The sequence below is a fragment of the Desulfovibrio sp. ZJ746 genome (assembly GCF_011039155.1).
Lineage (GTDB): Bacteria > Desulfobacterota > Desulfovibrionia > Desulfovibrionales > Desulfovibrionaceae > Desulfovibrio.
Genome location: NZ_JAAKEK010000004.1, coordinates 70902 through 88171, shown reverse-complemented (window position 1 = coordinate 88171; position 17270 = coordinate 70902). Strand labels below are relative to the sequence as shown.

The 17270-nt window shown below is 67.4% G+C and carries 14 protein-coding genes; 12 read left to right on the top strand and 2 right to left on the bottom strand.

Annotation, left to right across the window (positions count from 1 at the left end):
* Positions 1 to 57: 57 nt before the first annotated feature.
* Positions 58 to 504, bottom strand: a complete 447-nt coding sequence (aroQ, locus tag G7Y54_RS07790; RefSeq protein WP_165078761.1) for a type II 3-dehydroquinate dehydratase — start codon at positions 502 to 504, stop codon at positions 58 to 60.
* Between the two features lie 20 nt (positions 505 to 524).
* Complete coding sequence (locus G7Y54_RS07785) at positions 525 to 1373, bottom strand: shikimate dehydrogenase (RefSeq protein WP_165078760.1); 849 nt, start codon at positions 1371 to 1373, stop codon at positions 525 to 527.
* Between the two features lie 128 nt (positions 1374 to 1501).
* Here G7Y54_RS07785 and dut point away from each other — a divergent pair, with 128 nt between their 5' ends.
* From dut to G7Y54_RS07725, 12 genes are all read left to right on the top strand, one after another.
* Entirely contained in the window at positions 1502 to 2005 is a 504-nt protein-coding gene (gene dut, locus G7Y54_RS07780; protein ID WP_165078759.1) for a dUTP diphosphatase, read from the top strand.
* Between the two features lie 50 nt (positions 2006 to 2055).
* Positions 2056 to 3252 (top strand): aspartate aminotransferase family protein, encoded by a 1197-nt coding sequence (locus G7Y54_RS07775; RefSeq protein ID WP_165078758.1) that lies wholly within the window; start codon positions 2056 to 2058, stop codon positions 3250 to 3252.
* Between the two features lie 552 nt (positions 3253 to 3804).
* On the top strand, positions 3805 to 4293 hold the full coding sequence (gene aprB, locus G7Y54_RS07770; protein WP_165078757.1) for an adenylyl-sulfate reductase subunit beta: 489 nt from the start codon (positions 3805 to 3807) through the stop codon (positions 4291 to 4293).
* A gap of 32 nt (positions 4294 to 4325) precedes the next feature.
* Positions 4326 to 6314 (top strand): adenylyl-sulfate reductase subunit alpha, encoded by a 1989-nt coding sequence (aprA, locus tag G7Y54_RS07765; protein ID WP_165078756.1) that lies wholly within the window; start codon positions 4326 to 4328, stop codon positions 6312 to 6314.
* A gap of 300 nt (positions 6315 to 6614) precedes the next feature.
* On the top strand, positions 6615 to 7850 hold the full coding sequence (locus tag G7Y54_RS07760) for an FAD-dependent oxidoreductase (RefSeq protein WP_165078755.1): 1236 nt from the start codon (positions 6615 to 6617) through the stop codon (positions 7848 to 7850).
* A 5-nt stretch (positions 7851 to 7855) separates the two neighbouring features.
* A complete protein-coding gene (locus G7Y54_RS07755; protein WP_165078754.1) occupies positions 7856 to 10180 on the top strand; it encodes a hydrogenase iron-sulfur subunit in 2325 nt (774 codons plus the stop codon).
* A 12-nt stretch (positions 10181 to 10192) separates the two neighbouring features.
* Complete coding sequence (gene qmoC, locus G7Y54_RS07750; protein ID WP_165078753.1) at positions 10193 to 11374, top strand: quinone-interacting membrane-bound oxidoreductase complex subunit QmoC; 1182 nt, start codon at positions 10193 to 10195, stop codon at positions 11372 to 11374.
* Positions 11375 to 11434: 60 nt separating this feature from the next.
* Positions 11435 to 12157, top strand: coding sequence for a hypothetical protein (locus G7Y54_RS07745; protein WP_165078752.1), 723 nt, complete (start codon positions 11435 to 11437; stop codon positions 12155 to 12157).
* A gap of 262 nt (positions 12158 to 12419) precedes the next feature.
* Complete coding sequence (locus tag G7Y54_RS07740) at positions 12420 to 13829, top strand: TolC family protein (RefSeq protein WP_165078751.1); 1410 nt, start codon at positions 12420 to 12422, stop codon at positions 13827 to 13829.
* Positions 13830 to 13831: 2 nt separating this feature from the next.
* On the top strand, positions 13832 to 14854 hold the full coding sequence (locus G7Y54_RS07735) for an efflux RND transporter periplasmic adaptor subunit (RefSeq protein ID WP_165078750.1): 1023 nt from the start codon (positions 13832 to 13834) through the stop codon (positions 14852 to 14854).
* A complete protein-coding gene (locus G7Y54_RS07730; protein ID WP_165078749.1) occupies positions 14851 to 16047 on the top strand; it encodes an ABC transporter permease in 1197 nt (398 codons plus the stop codon). The genes G7Y54_RS07735 and G7Y54_RS07730 overlap by 4 nt, the downstream gene beginning before the upstream one ends.
* Positions 16044 to 17225 carry an ABC transporter permease gene (locus G7Y54_RS07725; protein WP_165078748.1) on the top strand — a complete coding sequence of 394 codons (1182 nt, stop codon included), beginning with the start codon at positions 16044 to 16046 and terminating at the stop codon, positions 17223 to 17225. Before G7Y54_RS07730 ends, G7Y54_RS07725 begins: the two co-directional genes overlap by 4 nt.
* Positions 17226 to 17270 lie beyond the last annotated feature (45 nt).

The window sequence follows — 17270 nt, the reverse complement described above, 5'->3', positions numbered from 1 at the left end:
TCCAGCCCCCCCGCCCCGGGGAGTGGAATGGCCGGGTGGGGGCGCAGCCCCGGGCTCTTAGCTGCCGGAACGCCCAGCCAGCGCCACGGCCGCGCGCAGGCCGAGCAGGTAGCTCATGACGCCAAAGCCAGCGATGCTGCCCGCAACGACGCGGGCGAGCACGCTCTCGTGCCGGAAGGGCTCGCGCGCGTGCACGTTGGACATGTGCACCTCGACCACGGGCACGGCGAGGATGGCGAGCGCATCGGCGATGGCGTGGCTCGTGTGCGTCCAGGCGCCGGCATTGATGACCACGCCGGCCGTGCCGTCATCGAGGGCGGCGTGGATGCGCTCCACCATGGCGCCCTCGTAATTGGTCTGGAAGGTGGCAAGCCCCACCCCGAGCTCCGCGGCCAGGGCGGCGAGGGCCGCGTCGATGTCGGCCAGCGTGGACGTGCCATACTGCTTGGGGTCGCGCCGGCCGAACATATTCAGGTTGACCCCGTGCAGGACAAGGATGTTCATGGCTATTCCCCCTCCCCGCCTCAGCGGGCGCCCAGCGCCGCCATGAGGGCTTCGCGCGCCTGTTCCGGGAGCGCCTGCCCGGTCCAGATGCGGAACTGCGCGTCCGCCTGGCCGAAGAACATGGCGACCCCGTCGATGCAGCGCCGCCCGTAAGCCGCCGCCTCGCGCAAAAAGCGCGTCTCGGCCGGGTTGTACACGATGTCGTAGGCGATGCCGCCCGCCACCTGCGGGGCCAGCGCGAAGTCATAGGGCGTTTCGCCTTCATGCTTTCCGTGCATCCCGAGCGGTGTCGCGTTGATGACAAGGCCCGCGGGCGCGGCGTAGCGTTCTTCCCAGAGCACGGGCGTGAAGCCGAAGCGCTCGGCGAGTTCAAGGTGGCGCTTGTTGCTTGGCGTGGCGACGCGCACCTGCCGGCAGCCGCGCAGGCGCAGGGCCGCGGCCACGGCGTGCGCGGCCCCGCCGGCGCCCAGCAACAGCGCGTCCATGCGCTCCAGCGGCACGGGCCCGAGCGGCGTGAGAAAGCCCGCCACGTCCGTATTGTCGCCGCAGAGGGCTTCTTCCTTCCAGAAGAGCGTGTTGGCGGCGCCGGCCAGGGTGGCGGCCTCGCTCACCACGTCCAGAAAGGGCAGGATGGCCTGCTTGTGCGGGATGGTCACGGAGCAGCCCCGGATGTCGAGCAGGCGCACGGCCTCCATGAAGGTGCCGAGGCCCTCGGGCGGGACCTCCCAGCGCAAATAGGCTGCCGGGATGCCCCGGGCCCGGAAGCCCGTGTTGTGGAGAAGCGGCGAAAGGCTCTGGCCGAGCGGCCAGCCGATGACGCCATAAAGCTGTTCGGGCAGCGGCGCTTCTGTGGGCGTGGGTGCGGTCATGCGTATTCCCCGGCTGAGGTGTGCCCTTCCCATACGCCCGGCCACGGTGGCGGGTCAATGCAAAAGGGCGCCTGCCGCTTCTCCCCGCTTCCCCTTGCAGTCGGCCGGACGCTGCGCTACAAGGCGGCATGAACGAAACTTCCGGCCTTGGGGCTGCTCCGGCCCTCCCTGTGCGCCTCGCCTTCACGCGCCCCGGCGCGGCTCAGCTCTATGCCACGGACGGGAACGCCCTGCCGGCGCCGGCCACGGCCCATTCCGCCGGCATCGACCTGCGCGCCTGCCTCGAGGTGCCGGAAACGCGCATCCCCGCGGGCGGCCGCCTCGCCGTTGCCACGGGCCTGAGCGTCCAGCCCCTTGCGCCCGGCTGGGCGGCCTTCGTCTATTCGCGCAGCGGCCTCGGCGCGCGCGACGGGCTCACCGTGGCGCAGGGCGTGGGCCTCATCGACCCGGACTATACGGGCGAGATCCGCGTCTACCTCTTAAATACTTCCGACGAGGAGCGCGTGCTCAGGCAGGGCGAGCGCGTGGCGCAGCTCGTTTTTCAGCCCTACGCGCGCCCGGCCTGGGAGGAAGTGCCCGAGCTCGCCCCCACCGGGCGCGGCGCCGGCGGCTTCGGCCACACGGGCCGCTAGTCCTTTCCCCAGTCTCACCAGCACGCGGCGCCGCCGCAAAGGAGTCTCCCATGTCGCACGCCTTCGACACCATCCGCGCAGAGGAAGAGCGCCTGCTGTGCCGCTCCTACAGCCGCTATCCGCTGGCCATCGCGCGCGGCGAGGGCTCCCGCCTCTGGGACGTGGACGGCCGGGAATACATCGACCTTCTGGCCGGCATCGCCGTGGTGAGCCTCGGCCACTGCAATCCCGAGGTCAACGCCGCCCTGGAGGCCCAGGCGCGCAAGCTCTGGCATGTGAGCAACCTCTTCTACCAGCGGGAGCAGCTCGACCTCGCCGAACGCCTGCTCTCGACCACGCACCACAGCAAGGCCTTTTTCTGCAATTCCGGCGCCGAGGCCAACGAGGCCTGCATCAAGCTCGCCCGGCGCTACATGCGCAAGGTGAAACAGCGCGACGCCTACGAGATCATCACCCTCGAGGGCTGCTTCCACGGGCGTACCCTGGGCGCGCTCGCCGCCACGGGCCGCGCGAGCCTTTCCGACGGCTTCACGCCCCTGCCCGAGGGCTTCCGGCAGGTGCCGGCGGCCGACCTCGACGCGCTGGCCGCGGCCATGGGGGCGGCCACCGCCGCCGTTTTGGTGGAATGCGTGCAGGGCGAGGGCGGAGTGGTACCCCTGCCGCACGACTATCTGCGCGGCGTGGAGGCCCTGTGCCGCAAGCGGGATGTGCTCTTCCTCTGCGACGAGGTGCAGTGCGGGATGGGCCGCACGGGCAAATTCTGGGCCTTCCAGCACGCGGGCCTCACGCCCGACGCCATCAGCGTGGCCAAGTCGCTGGCCAATGGCCTCCCCATGGGCGCCATGCTGGCCACGGACGAGATGGCCCGTGGCTTCGAGGCCGGCAGCCACGCCACCACCTTCGGCGGCGGCGCGCTCACGAGCGCGGTGGCCGCGAAAGTGGTGGAGATCATGCTGCGCGACGGCCTCGCCGAGCGCGCGGGCAAGCTCGGCGCCGCCCTCATGGAGCGCTTGCGCGGCCTTCAGGAGCGCATGCCCAAAAAGATCCGCGAGGTGCGCGGCGTGGGCCTCATGATCGGCGTGGAGCTTGCGGGCGACGGCAAGCCCGTGTGGGAGGAGCTCCTGCGGCGCGGCTTCATCTGCAACCTCTCCCACGGCAAGACCCTGCGCCTCCTCCCCGCGCTCACCATCGGGGAAGTGCAGCTCGACAGTTTCGCCATCACGCTGGAGGACGTACTCAAGGGGTAGCAGCCGGGTACTGTTGCACGGATGGGCTTTTTGGTAGGGGTGCTGGCGGTGATGCACCCTGCGCCATCCCGACGCCGAAATTATCCGTCAAAAACAGCCTTTTCGGCGCTGGCTGCGTCAGAGAAAAATTTCCTCGGTCGAGTACTTGAGTACACTCCCTTCGGAAATTTTTATCTTCCTTGCCAGCACCGAAAAATCTTATTTTTTAGGATTCTTCCGGCCCCCCGCATCCGTCTTCCGCTTCGCTCCAGACGGAGTATAAGGAAGGTTCTTGCAAAAGTTCCCCAGTGATGACATCCCGCATCGCCCCGGGTCACTCAAGGCCCGGGGCGCCGATATTTTTTCCCCGAATAACTAGTGGAAATACAACAACTTTGCACTTAAGAACCCGGGAATTTTTAAAAAGGGGGCTTGACGCAAAGCGCCGCGCCTTGTTACTAATTTCGCAAGCCATGCGCTCTTCGTTTTCGGCTCGGGGATCCGCAGGCGCCCGGGGGGGCGCGCCGTTCCCGGCATGAGCACGGCATAACTTCTTACGAGTGGAGGACACGTATGCCGACGTTTGTCGATCCGTCCAAATGCGACGGCTGCAAGGGTGGCGAAAAGACCGCCTGCATGTACATCTGCCCCAACGACCTCATGATCCTCGACCCCGAGGCCATGAGGGCCTACAACCAGGAGCCGGATGCCTGCTGGGAATGCTATTCCTGCGTGAAGATCTGCCCGCAGGGCGCCATCTCCGCCCGCCCCTACGCCGACTTCTGCCCCATGGGCGGCGTCTGTATTCCCCTGCGTTCGGCCGACTCCATCATGTGGACGGTGCAGTTCCGCAACGGCAGCGTGAAGCGCTTCAAGTTCCCCATCCGCACCACGCCGGAAGGCTCCATCAAGCCCTACGAGGGCAAGCCCGAGGGCGCCAACCTGGACGACGAGTGCCTCTTCACCGAGACCAAGCTCGCCGAGCCCCAGGCCCCCATCAAGAAGAAGTTTGACGTTCAGGAGGCCGACAAGACCTCGACCGTCATCGCCCACAGCAACTAGCCAGCCGCGCACGCGAGAAGGAGAATACGAAGATGCCGACGATTCCTGTTAACGAACCCGCCAAGGGCGTGCCGATTTCCGAACCCAGCGTCAAAACGCACGATGTCGACCTGCTCATCGTGGGCGGCGGCATGGGCGCGTGCGGCGTGGCCTATGAAGCCGTCCGCTGGGGCGACAAGCATGGCCTCAAGATCCTGCTCTGCGACAAGGCCGCGCTCGAGCGCTCCGGCGCCGTGGCCCAGGGCCTTTCCGCCATCAACACCTATCTCGGCGACAACACCGCCGACGACTATGTGCGCATGGTCCGCACCGACCTCATGGGCATCGTGCGCGAAGACCTCATCTTCGACGTGGGCCGGCACGTGGACGACAGCGTGCTGCTCTTCGAGGAATGGGGCCTGCCCTGCTGGATCAAGGACGCCGACGGCCACAACCTCAACGGCGCCCAGGCCAAGGCCAAGGGCATGAGCCTCGCCAAGGGCGACAAGCCCGTGCGCTCCGGCCGCTGGCAGATCATGATCAACGGCGAGTCCTACAAGTGCATCGTGGCCGAGGCGGCCAAGAACGCCCTCGGCGAAGACCGCATCATGGAGCGCATGTTCATCGTCAAGCTTTTGCTCGACAAGAACGTGCCCAATCGCATCGCCGGCGCCGTGGGCTTCAACCTGCGCGCCAACGAGGTGCACATCTTCCGCGCCAACGCCATCCTCGTGGGCGCGGGCGGCGCCGTGAACGTGTACCGTCCCCGCTCCATGGGCGAGGGCATGGGCCGCGCCTGGTACCCGGTGTGGAACGCCGGTTCCACCTATTCGCTCTGCGCCCAGGTCGGCGCCGAGATGACCATGATGGAAAACCGCTTCGTCCCGGCCCGCTTCAAGGACGGCTACGGCCCGGTGGGCGCGTGGTTCCTGCTCTTCAAGGCGAAAGCCACCAACGCCATGGGCCAGGACTACAGCGTGACCAACAAGGCCATGCTCAAGCCCTATGAAGACCGCGGCTACGCCAAGGGCAACGTCATCCCCACATGCCTGCGCAACCACATGATGCTGCGCGAGATGCGCGAAGGCCGCGGCCCCATCTACATGGACACCAAGACCGCCCTCAACACCACCTTCGCCACCCTCAACGAAGAGCAGCAGAAGGACCTTGAGAGCGAGGCCTGGGAAGACTTCCTCGACATGTGCGTGGGCCAGGCCAACCTGTGGGCCTGCACCGACACCATGCCCGAGGAGCGCGGCTCCGAGATCATGCCCACCGAGCCCTACCTGCTCGGCTCGCACTCCGGCTGCTGCGGCATCTGGGTCTCCGGCCCGGACGAAGACTGGGTTCCCGAGGAATACAAGATCCGCGCCAGCAACGGCAAGGTCTACAACCGCATGACCACGGTCGAGGGCCTGTTCACCTGCGCCGACGGCGTGGGCGCCTCCGGCCACAAGTTCTCCTCCGGCTCGCACGCCGAGGGCCGCATCGCCGGCAAGCAGATGGTGCGCTTCTGCGTGGATCACAAGGACTTCCAGCCCACCATCAAGGAATCGGACGAAGAGCTGCGCAAGCTCGTCTACCGCCCGTACGACAACTACATGGCCGGCAAGGGCGTTTCCACCGACCCGGTGGTCAACCCGAGCTACATCGCGCCCAAGAACTTCATGATGCGGCTCATCAAGCACACGGACGAATACGGCGGCGGTGTGGCCACCTACTACACCACCTCCGACGCCATGCTGAAGACGGGCTTCCACCTGCTCGACATGCTGGAAGAAGACTCCGCCAAGCTGGCCGCCCGCGACCTGCACGAACTCTTGCGCTGCTGGGAGAACTACCACCGCCTGTGGACCGTGCGCCTGCACATGCAGCACATCGCCTTCCGCGAAGAGACCCGCTATCCGGGCTTCTACTACCGTGCTGACTGCCTCGGCCTCGACGACAGCAAGTGGAAGTGCTTCGTGAACTCGAAGTTCGATCCCAAGACCGGCGTGACCACCTTCTTCAAGAAGCCCTATATCCAGATCATCCCCGACTAGGGGCAAAACGCAACGCATCAGGGAGGGCGGCACGAGGCCGCCCTCCTCTGGTGGAGGCGGCCCCGCCAAGCCGGGGCCGCCCGCCCGGCCGCGCGGCGGCCGGACGCAAAGGCACGAAAATCGCTCGGTCAACGGCGCGGCAAAGCCGCAGCCTCCTCGCAATTTTCGGGGCCGCTGAAAGTTCAGCGGCCCGGGGAGGGCGGCACGAGGCCGCCCTCCTTTCATCCGCTCCGGCCTCCGGGGCAGTTTCCGCGGCCAAGCCGCAAGCCGTGCGCCGCGCAACGCAGGAGGATCTCCAGGATGTCCAACGCCATTCTCGTCGTGGGCGGGGGCTTTTCGGGCCTCACCGCCGCCCTCGAAGCGGCGGAACTGGGCCACGAAGTGTATCTCGTGGAAAAATCGCCCTGGCTCGGCGGCCGGGTGGCCCAGCTCAGCAAGTATTTCCCCAAACTCTGCCCGCCCTCCTGCGGTCTGGAGATCCAGTTCCAGCGCATCAGGAAGAACCCGCGCATCACCTGCCTGACGCTCGCCGAAGTGGTGGGCCTCTCCGGCAGGAAGGGCGACTATACCGCAAAAGTGCGCCTTCAGCCCAGGCACACGGCCCCGCATAACGTGGACTTCAGCCTGCTCGCCCAGACCCTCGACGGCGAGACGAAGAGCGAGTTCAACTTCGGCCTTTCCTCGCGCAAGGCGCTCTACAAGGCCATGCCCTTCGCCTTCCCGGCCCGCTGGGTGCTCGACCCGGACACCCTCACCCGCGCGGACGCCGCGCGCGTGGCCGGCAACCGCTTCCTTGAGATCAACGAGGGCCCGCGCGAGATCGAGCTTTCCGTGGGCGCCATCGTGGTGGCCACCGGCTGGCAGCCCTACGGCATGGAGCATCTCGTCAACCTCGGCGGCGGCGACATCGTGAACTGCGTGAGCAACATGCAGATGGAGCGCCTGGCCTCTTCCTTCGGGCCCACGGGCGGCAAGATCGTGCGCCCGTCCGACGGCCGGCAGCCGCTCTCGGTGGGCTTCGTGCAGTGCGCGGGCTCACGCGACCAGAACCATCTGAACTACTGCTCCTATATCTGCTGCATGGCCACCTTCAAGCAGTGCCTCTACCTCGCCGAGCAGGCGCCGCAGACGAAGGTCACGGTGTTCTACATCGACCTGCGCGCGCCCGGCCGCTATGTGAAGGTGCTGGAGAAGGTGCAGGCGCTCCCCAATGTGACCTTCATCAAGGGCAAGGTGGCGGAAGCCCAGGCCATCGAGGGCGACCGCGTGCGCCTCATCGCCGAGGACGCCGTGCGCGGCGAAAAGCTCGCCCTTGATTTCGACCTCGCCGTCCTGGCCACGGGCATGCAGCCCTCTCTCGCCGGCAAGGAGCTTCCCCTGCCGCTCCCGCTGGACGAGGACGGCTTCGTGGCCGGCGGGGAGGAGGCGGGCATCTTTGCCTGCGGCTGCGCGCGCATGCCGCTTGACGTGACGCGCTCGGCCCAGTCCGGCACAGCCGCCGCCCTGAAGGCGGTGCAAACGGTGAAAGGGAGGTAGGCGGCATGGCCGGCAAGATTGGCGTCTATTTTGATCAGTCCAACATCGGCGGCGGCCTGGACGCGGAGGCCCTGGCCCAGGGCGTGCGCGACAAGTGGGGCTCGCTCGCGGCCGTGGTCAAGGTCGTGCCCGTGCTCGCGGAGGCCGTGGACGGGATAAAGGCCGACATCGCGGCCGAGGGCCTGGACGGGCTGCTGCTCTGCGGCGCCTCGCCGCGCGTCGACGCGGACCTCTACCGCTTCGCGCCCCATGACGGCACGCCCGTGCAGGTGGAGCACGTCAACCTGCGCGAGCAGTGCGTGCTCGCCTACCGCGACCCGGACGGCGCGTCCGTGCTGGGGCTGCCCCCCGGCGACGCGCCCGAGCTTCTGCGCCTCATGGCCACCGACTATGTGAACATGGGCATGGTGCGCCTTTCCAAGACCGAGACGCCCGAGCCCGCCACAGGCCCGGGCACGCGCCGCATCCTCGTCATCGGCGGCGGCTGGACGGGCATGCACGCGGCCATGGAGGCCGCGGCCTCGGGCTATGAGGTCGTGCTTGTGGAAAAGTCCGACAAGCTCGGCGGCGCGGCCAACAATATCCCGGTCTCCTCGCCGCTCGCCTCCCCGTGGACGGACAAGGAGCCGCTGGAGCTCGCGGAGCGCATCGCGCGCCTTGAGTCCGAGCCCAGGATCACCCGCCATCTCGAGGCCACGGTGACCAAACTCGAGGGCCAGCCCGGCGAATTCAAGGCCGAAATCGCCACGCCGCAAGGCCCGGTCACGGTGGAGGTGGGCGCCGTGGTGCTCGCCACGGGCTGGACGCCGCTGGACGGCAAGTATCTCGAGCCCATGGGCTATGGCAGCCCTTCGGTGGTGCATGCCGGCCAGTTCGCCAAAATGCTCGTGGAGGGCAAGGTCACGGCCAGGCGCATCGCCTTCGTGCTCGACACCACCCTCGCCGAGCGGGCCTTCGGCGCTGGTGCGCTCGCCCGCGAGGCCGGGGACGGCGGCGTCTACGAGGCCGCCGACGCCCTCAAGGAAGACGAAGGCCAGAACGTGGAGAGCGACGGCGAAAACATGGACGCGCCCTACGTCAAGGAAGACCTCACGAGCATCCGCCACCTCCAGTATTCCAACGCCGTGAACAGCGTGGGCATGCTGCGCCAGGCCAACATCATCTGCGACAAGACGAACGACGCGGTGCAGGCCTTCGTCATCTACAAGAACATGGCCATCCCCGGCATCCTCGAGCGCTTCTACAAGAAGATGCAGGACAGGCTTGGGCTCATGATGACCAAGGCCGACGTGACCAGCGTGAAAGACTTGGGCGACCGCGTTGTGGTCTCCTGCGCCAACACCCTGCTCGGCATGGACTTCGACCTCGAGGTGGACCTCGTGGTGCTGCCCTGCGGCCTCGTGCCCACCACGGCCAAAGACCTCACGGTCAACTTCGATTACCGCCAGGGCCCGGACTTCCCGGATCTCGACCTCTTCGACGGCTTCGCCGACTCCAACTACATCTGCTTCCCCTACGAGACCCGGCGCACCGGCGTCTACGCCGCCGGCTGCGTGCGCCAGCCCATGACGCTGGACGCCTGCGCCGAGGACGCCTGCGGCGCGGTGCTCAAGGCCATCCAGTGCATCGAGGCCGCGGAACACGGCGTGGCTGTGCTCCCCCGCTCGGGCGACACCTCGCACCCGCTGTTCAACTTCGTGCGCTGCACCCAGTGCAAGCGCTGCACCGAGGAATGCCCCTTCGGCGCGCTCGACGACGACGAGAAGGGCACGCCGAAGCCCAACCCGGCGCGCTGCCGCCGCTGCGGCACCTGTTTCGGCGCCTGCCCGGAGCGCGTCATCTCCTTCGCCAATTACAGCATCGACCAGATCGGCTCCATGATCCGCGAGGTGCAGGTTCCCAAGGACTTCAAGAAGGAAGGCCCGCGCATCCTCATCCTCGCCTGCGAGAACGACGCCTACCCGGCGCTCGACATGGCGGGCCTGCGCGGCAAAAGCTGGAGCCCCTACTGCCGGGTCATCCCGGTGCGCTGCCTTGGCTCCGTCAACGCCATCTGGGTGTCGGACGCCATGAGCAAGGGCTTTGACGGCGTTTTGCTGCTCGGCTGCAAGTATGGCGACGACTACCAGTGCCACTTCATCAAGGGTTCGGAGATCTGCGCCCGCAGGCGCGACAACATCGCCGAGACCCTGAGCCGCCTCGGCGTGGAGCCGGAGCGCGTGGACCAGCTCGAGGTGGCCATCGACGAATATGACAGGGTGCCGGACCTCATCGACGGCTTTGTCGCCCGCATCACGGCCCTTGGCCCCAACCCGTTCAAGGGCATGTAGGAGGAAGGTCTCATGGCGCAAATGACGCTGCACACCGATCCCGCCTTCACGCGGGAGCTCATGGAAGCAGGGGGTAGCGACCTCAAAAAGTGCTTCCAGTGCGCCACCTGCTCGGTGGCCTGCCCGCTCTCGCCGGAGGTGGCGCCCTATCCGCGCAAGGAAATGGTCTGGGCTTCGTGGGGCCTCAAGGAAAAGCTCGCGGCCGACGTTGACCTCTGGCTCTGCCACAATTGCGGCAACTGCTCCGACCTCTGCCCGCGCGGCGCCAAGCCCGCGGAAATGATGTCCGCGGCCCGCAACATGATCTACCGCGACCTGACGCCCCCGGCCATCGTGGGCAAGTGGATGAGCTCCCGCAAGGGGCTGCCCTGGCTCTTCGGCATCCCGGCTTTGCTCTGGCTCATCGTCTGGTGGATCCGCGCGGGCTTCAACGACGGCAACTGGTTCCCGCGGGCGGCCGACGGCCGCATCGTGTTCGGCCAGGTCTTCTATGGCGACTACACCATCGACCCCATCTTCATGCTCACCTTCTTCGGGGCGCTCGCCATCCTCGCCTGGGGCTGCATGCGCCTGTGGCGGATGTTCAAGCCCAGGGGGAGCCTGCTCGTGCTGGGGCCGAAACAGTGCTGGCTCAAGATCCTCTGGCAGGTGCTCTTCGAGGAGGTCGTCACGGGCCGCAAGTTCGACGATTGCGCGGACGGCCCGGCCACCGGCGTCCCGCAGGAGAGCCGCCGCGTGTCGCACACCATGCTCGTGTGGAGCTTCGCCATCCTGGCGCTGGTCACCACCATCGTGGCCATCGGGCACTGGGGCGGCAAGGTGCTGCCCTGCATCCTCATCGAGACGCCCATGCCGCTCACCTTCCCGGTGAAGGTGCTCGCCAATATCGGGGCCATCCTGCTGCTCGTGGCGCTGGCCCTGCTCACCTGGCGGCGCGCGCGGCTGAACCCGAAATACCAGTCCTCCAGTTATTATGACTGGTACCTGCTCGGCATCATCTGGCTGGTGGCCGTGACCGGCATGTTCTCGCAGGTGTTCCGGCTCATGGATTGCATCCACTCCGCCTTCATCGTCTACTACCTGCATCTGGTCTTTGTCTGGATGCTCTTCGCCTATGCGCCGTGGTCCAAGCTCGGGCACTTCGTGTACCGGGTGGCGGCCATGGTCTATGTGCGGATGTACGGAAGAAGCTGACCCGCAGCCACGGCACGGGCACACACCAACGCAGTACCGATCTTCGAGGAGGAAGCCGCCATGGCTGATGATCGCAAAGTCTTTCCGCTGGAAACTGTTCTCGCCCTCGTGACGGGCAAGAAGGACGTGAACGTGCAGGAGCTCGCCGGCTTCATCACCGGCCGCTCCGTCACCTGCGCGGCCTGCGCCGCCGCCGTGGGGCCCTTCGCGGCCGCGTGGCTCGCGCGCTGGTACCCGAAATTCATGGACATGGACTGGGCCGAAGGCCAGGACTGGAACGCCTTTGTGGCCAAGTGGCGCAAGGCGCTCGGCGACAATGTGTCGCTCACGCCCATGGACGGCCGCACCAAGGCGCTGGCCGGCGAGGCTCTGGACGCCATGGCCGAGGCCAATGCCGCGGCCACCCGCCAGAGCGAGGCCGTGGCGAAGCTCGAGGCCCGCGTGCGCGAGCTTACGCCCTTCGAGGCCCGTGCAGAGGCCGTGCAGAAAAAGTGCGACGAGCTCGAGGGCAAGCTCAAGGCCATGAAGACCGAGGTGGGCGGCCTCACCCGCCAGGTCTCCGAGTTCCAGGGCAAGGTGGCCGTGAACCACGACGAGCTCATGCAGACCATCAAGGACGCCATCAAGGACGGCCTCAAGGGCATGGTGGTGGGCGGCGCTGCCGCCGCTGCCGGCACCGGCGGCGAGGCCGTGGCCGAAGTGCAGGAGGAGGCCGCCTCGAGCGTGCCCGAGGAATTCGGCTTCGGCACCTCCGGGGCCAATGCCGACGGCTTCGGCTTCTAGGTTTTCGGCACAGCGCCTGTTTCACAAGGCCCCGGCATTGCCGGGGCCTTCGTTTTTCATTGCGCCCGGCACGGGGCCGGGAAGGTCACGCCCGGCCCGACGGCAGCCCGAAACGCCGCCGCCCACTCCCGCCCCGGGCCTTCTTGACTTCTCTTTCGCGCCCTATAAAAATACCCGAGACCGTTTCCAGAGAATTTCCAGAGCGCGGCGCAGGCCCGCCCTATCCCGTCCCGTCCGCGCGGGCCACTTCCAAGGGGTGTTTATGCGAAACACCACACACGCTAAATCTGCCGGCACACATGGCAAGCACCGGCTCCCCGGGGCTGCTGCGCTCCCGCTCCTCCTGCTCGCGGGGCTCCTCACCATCCTTCCCGCCCCCACGGCCGCGGCTGACCTGAGCTTCAGCCGCGCCCGCGAACAGTTGCAGGAGCGGAGCAATGCCCTCAAGGCCTCGGCGGCCAATGTGGAGAGCAAGGAGCGGGCAGCGGATTCGCTCAAGTGGCTGCACGGCCCGACCATCGGCGTGGGCGCCGTGGAAATGTGGGGCGAGGCCAAGGTGGACGTTGACCGCTCGGTCTCCACGCCGCTCGGCTCCATGCCCCTCGACATCGAAGACACCTACAATTTCAGCGGCCCGCGCGCGGCCGTCACCGGCACCATGCCCATCTTCACCGGCGGCAAGATCGGCGCGGCGCAAAAAGCCGCCAAGTACGGCGCGGAGGAGGCCAAAGCGCAGCACCGTGACCAGGCCAATCAGCTCGACGCCGAGCTGGTGGCCAAGTATTTCGGCCTCCAGCTCGCGCTCTCCCTCCAGAAATTGCGCGAGGCCACCCTCGCCGAGGAGGATCGCGAGCTCGCCCGCGCCCGCAAATTCGAGAAAGAGGGCATGGTGAGCCATGTGGAGGTGATGAGCGTCAAGGTGGCGCGCGACGCCGCCGAGCGCGAACAGCTCAAGGCGCGCAACCATGTGCGCACGGCCAAGCTCGAGTTGCAGCGCCTGCTGCTCTCCGACACTCTCGGCACCCTGTCCACGCCGCTCTTTGTGCTCAAGAAGGGGCTTCCACCCATGGAGACCTGGGTGGAACAGGCCCTCAGGAACAATCCGCAGCTCGCCGCCGTGGAGGCGCGCGTCCAGCAAGCCGGCCAAGGGGTGGCCGCCAGCAGGAGCTCGTGGTTCCCGCAGCTCATGGCCTTCGGGCAGTATTATTTCGCCCATCCGCACCAAGCCGCCGCATGGCCGGAGTGGCTGGCCGGCCTTGGCGTGAACCTCACCCTCTGGGACTCGCGCGACCGCATGGCTGACTACAAGAGCGCCCGGGCCACGCTGCGCGAGGCGCGCGCGGGCCAGGCCGAAGCCGTGAACGCGGTGAGGACGGCCACGGAGACGGCGTGGATCAACACCCAGAACGCGCGCGAGCAATATACCCTCACGGCCTCGGGCGTGGCGCTGGCGCGGGAAAACCTGAAACTCAAGAGCGAGGGCTTCGGCGAGGGGCTGTACACCGCGCTGGACGTGACCCAGGCCCGCGACCAGCTGCTCGCGGCCGAGGTGGAGCGCCGGGTGGCGGCCTTCCAGTTCGTGGTCAATTACGCCCTGCTGCACCTCGTTTCCGGCAACATGCCGGACTTCATGAACGCCTGCACGGCAACCGACATCATCCGGGAAAACTGAGCATGAGCGACACACAAGGGCACGCCGCGGCCAAGGCGCTCGGCGGCAAGCTGGGCCTTATCCTGCTGCTCGCCACGGTGGGCTGCGTGGGCGTCTTCGTCATCTGGGGCGTGTGGCGCGCGGCCTTTCCGCCGCTCCCCCCCTTCCAGGGCCAGATGGAAGGCCGCACCATCAGCATCTCCTCGAAAGTGCCGGGCCGCGTGAAGGAAGTGCTCGTGGAGGCCGGCGAGAGCGTAAGCGCCGGGCAGGTGGTGGCGCGCATGCACCTGCCCGAGATAGAAGCCAAGCTCGCCGAGGCCAGGGCGCGCGACCGCGCTGCCGAGGCGCAGCAGAGCATGGTGGACGAGGGCCTGCGCCCGCAGGAAAAGAAAGCCGCCCACGCGGAATGGGAGCGCGCCCAGGCCGCCGCCGACCTCGACCGCAAGACCTATGACCGCATCGCGGCCCTCTTCCGGGACGGGCTCGTCTCGCGCGAGCGCCATGACGAGGCCCGCGCCAAAATGCTCGCCAGCGCCGACCAGGCGGCCGCCGCGAAACAGGTCTATGACCTCGCGCGGGCCGGCTCGCGGCCGCAGGAGAAGGCGGCGGCCAGCGCCGAGACCAGCGAGGCCGCGGCGGTGGTCAGCGAGGTGGCCTCGCTGGCGGACGACGTGGAACTCAAGGCGCCGCACGCCGGCGAGGTGGACAAGGTGGTGCTGGTGGCGGGCGAGCTCGCGGGCGCGGGCTTCCCGGTGCTCACAGTGGTGAACCTCGACGACCAGTGGGCGAGCTTCAACATCCGGGAGGAGAGCCTGCCCGGCATCACCGTGGGCCATGTGTTCAAGGCCCGTGTGCCGGCCATCGGGCGCGACGGCATCGATTTCAAGGTCTACTACATCAGCCCGCGCGCCAGCTACGCCACGTGGCGCAGCACCCGCGAGGACTCGGGCTATGACATGAAGACCTTTGAGGTGCGCGCGAGGCCCGTGGAAACGATCCAGGGCTTGAGGCCCGGCATGACCGTGCTGGTGGACAGGGAGCGATGAGCGCCCCGCGCCGCTGGTTCGCCGGCGTCATGGGCTCCCTTGCGAGGGAGTGCCGGGAATGGGCCGGCAATGCCCGGGAAGTGATCTTCTGCAACATCATGCCCCTTGTGTGGATGCTCATCGTCTGGGGCCTGCTCGGGCAGGGCATCATGACCAAGGTGCCCGTGGCGCTGGTGGACGAGGACAAGAGCTCCGCCTCGCGCGAGGTCATCCGCGCGCTCGACGCCAACCGGGCTCTCGGGCTCGAAAGCTACGGGAACAGCATCGAGGCTCTCGCGGCCATGCGCCAGGGCGCGGTCTACGGGGTCATCGTTATCCCGGCCGGCTACATGCGCGACGCGCTCACCGGCGCGGGGGGCACCGTTGTCATCCACACCGACGAAAACCGCTATGCCGTGGGGGGCACCTTCGCCATCGAGACGGCCGCGGTCATGGACGGCCTCGCGCAGGAGCGCACGGCGCAAAAGCTCCTCCAGGCGGGCACGGGCGCCACTGGCGCCGGGCGCATCCTCTCCCTCGTGCACCCCGATTTTTACCGGCTCGCCAACATGGGCTCGAGCTTCCTCATCTTTCTCTCTTCCACACTTATCCCGGGGCTGATCATCATCGGCGCCACCTTCGCCTTCATGACAGCCATCCTGCGCGAGATCTGGAACCGCAGCGTGGCCGCGTGGCTGGCCTCGGCCGGGGGCAGCTTCGGCGCCGCCCTCGTGGGCAAGCTCACGCCCCACTTCGTCTATTACTGCCTCGTCATCCTCTTCTATATCGCGCTCTTTAGCGGCTACGGCGGCTTCGCGCCGGCGGGCTCGGTCATCACCTGGTTCTTCTGCGGCGCCGCGTCCGTGGCGGCCATCGGCGCCATGTGCGTGCTCATCACCGGCATTGCGCCCACATGGCGGCTCGCGCTGGTGATTTCCGTGGGCTACGCGGCGCCGGCGCTGCCCTTCTCCGGCTTTTCCATCCCGCTTGACTCCATGGACGCGGGCGTGCGCTTTTACGCCGACTTTCTGCCGCTCACATGGTATATCCGCGGCCAGTCGCAGGTCTGGGCGCTGGGCGCCGGCCTCGACGAGCTGGGCACCACCTTCCTCGCGCTGGCCTTGCTCTTCGTGGTGCCGATCATTATCGGGCTGCCCTTTTTCCGCCGCAAATACGGACGTTTCGCCGCCAGCGAGGAGGCGGGCCGGCCATGACGCCCGCACGCTGCTTTGCCACGGCCTTTCGCCAGTGCTGCACCAACATGGCCTGCGCGCCGCTCTTCATGGCGGCCATTGTGCTCTATGCCGCCTATTATTGCTGGCCCTACATGGCGCAGCTGCCCGACCACATCCACTGCGCCATCGTGGACGCCGACGGCTCGCCGCTCTCCCGGCAGCTCGTCATGGAATTTCGCGCCACGCCCGACCTCAACATCCTGCAAGTGACGGAGAACCGGCAGGAGGCCATCCTGGCCATGAAGCGCGCCGAGGTCTCGGCCATCCTCGAGATCCCGCCCCATTTCGGGCGCGACGTGGCGGCAGCCGTGCCCACGGCCGTGACCCTCACCGCCGACGGCGCCTACCTCGTGGGCGGGCGCATCTCCACGGCCGGGGCCAGCGGGCCGCTTGCGGCCGCGGCGAGCCGGGCCGTCGCAGCGTGGCTTCGGGAGCAGGGGGCCTCGGCCTCCGAGCTCGCGCGCATGGAGATGCAGGCGCCCGCGCTCGTCACCGTGGCGGCGTACAACACCATTTCCGGCTATCTCAATTTCGCGGTGCCCATCGTCTTTGTCATCGTGTTCCAGACGCTCATGTGCGCCGGCATGGGGATGCTGTTCAACGCCTGGTACATGAACGCGGAGCGGCCGGCCGTGCTCGCGGCGGCGCTTGACTCGCCGCTCTGCCTGTTCGCCGTGCAGATGACGGTGTTCTTTCTCTGCCTGTTCTGGACGCTGTTCATCGAGGGGCCGGTCTTTTATCTTCAGGGCATCAATTCCTTCCAGAATATCCCGGCCACGCTCGGCATGTGCGCGGTCTTCTCGCTGGCCGTGAGCTCGCTCGCCTGCCTGCTCTCGCTGTTGCTCGGGCCAACACACTTCGTCATGCAGGCGGTGGTGCTTTCGGCGCTGCCCTGCGTGTTCATTTCCGGCAATCTCTGGCCCACGCAGAACATTCCCTTCTTTTTCCAGTGCCTCGGCTGGCTCTTCCCGAGCACGCCCGGCTCCTACGGCATCATCCGCGCCTCGCAGTGCGGCGCGGACGTGGCCGAGGCGGCGCCCTATATGGCGCACCTCCTGCTGCTGGCCGTGGTATATTTCCTCCTCGCCTGCCTCGAGGCCCGGCGCCAGGCCAGGAGAGCGGCCCAAGAGGAGCAGGGCGCAGCGACCGCCGCCTGACGCCCCGGGCCTTTGACTTTTGCGCGGCCCGCGCTATGGTGCGCC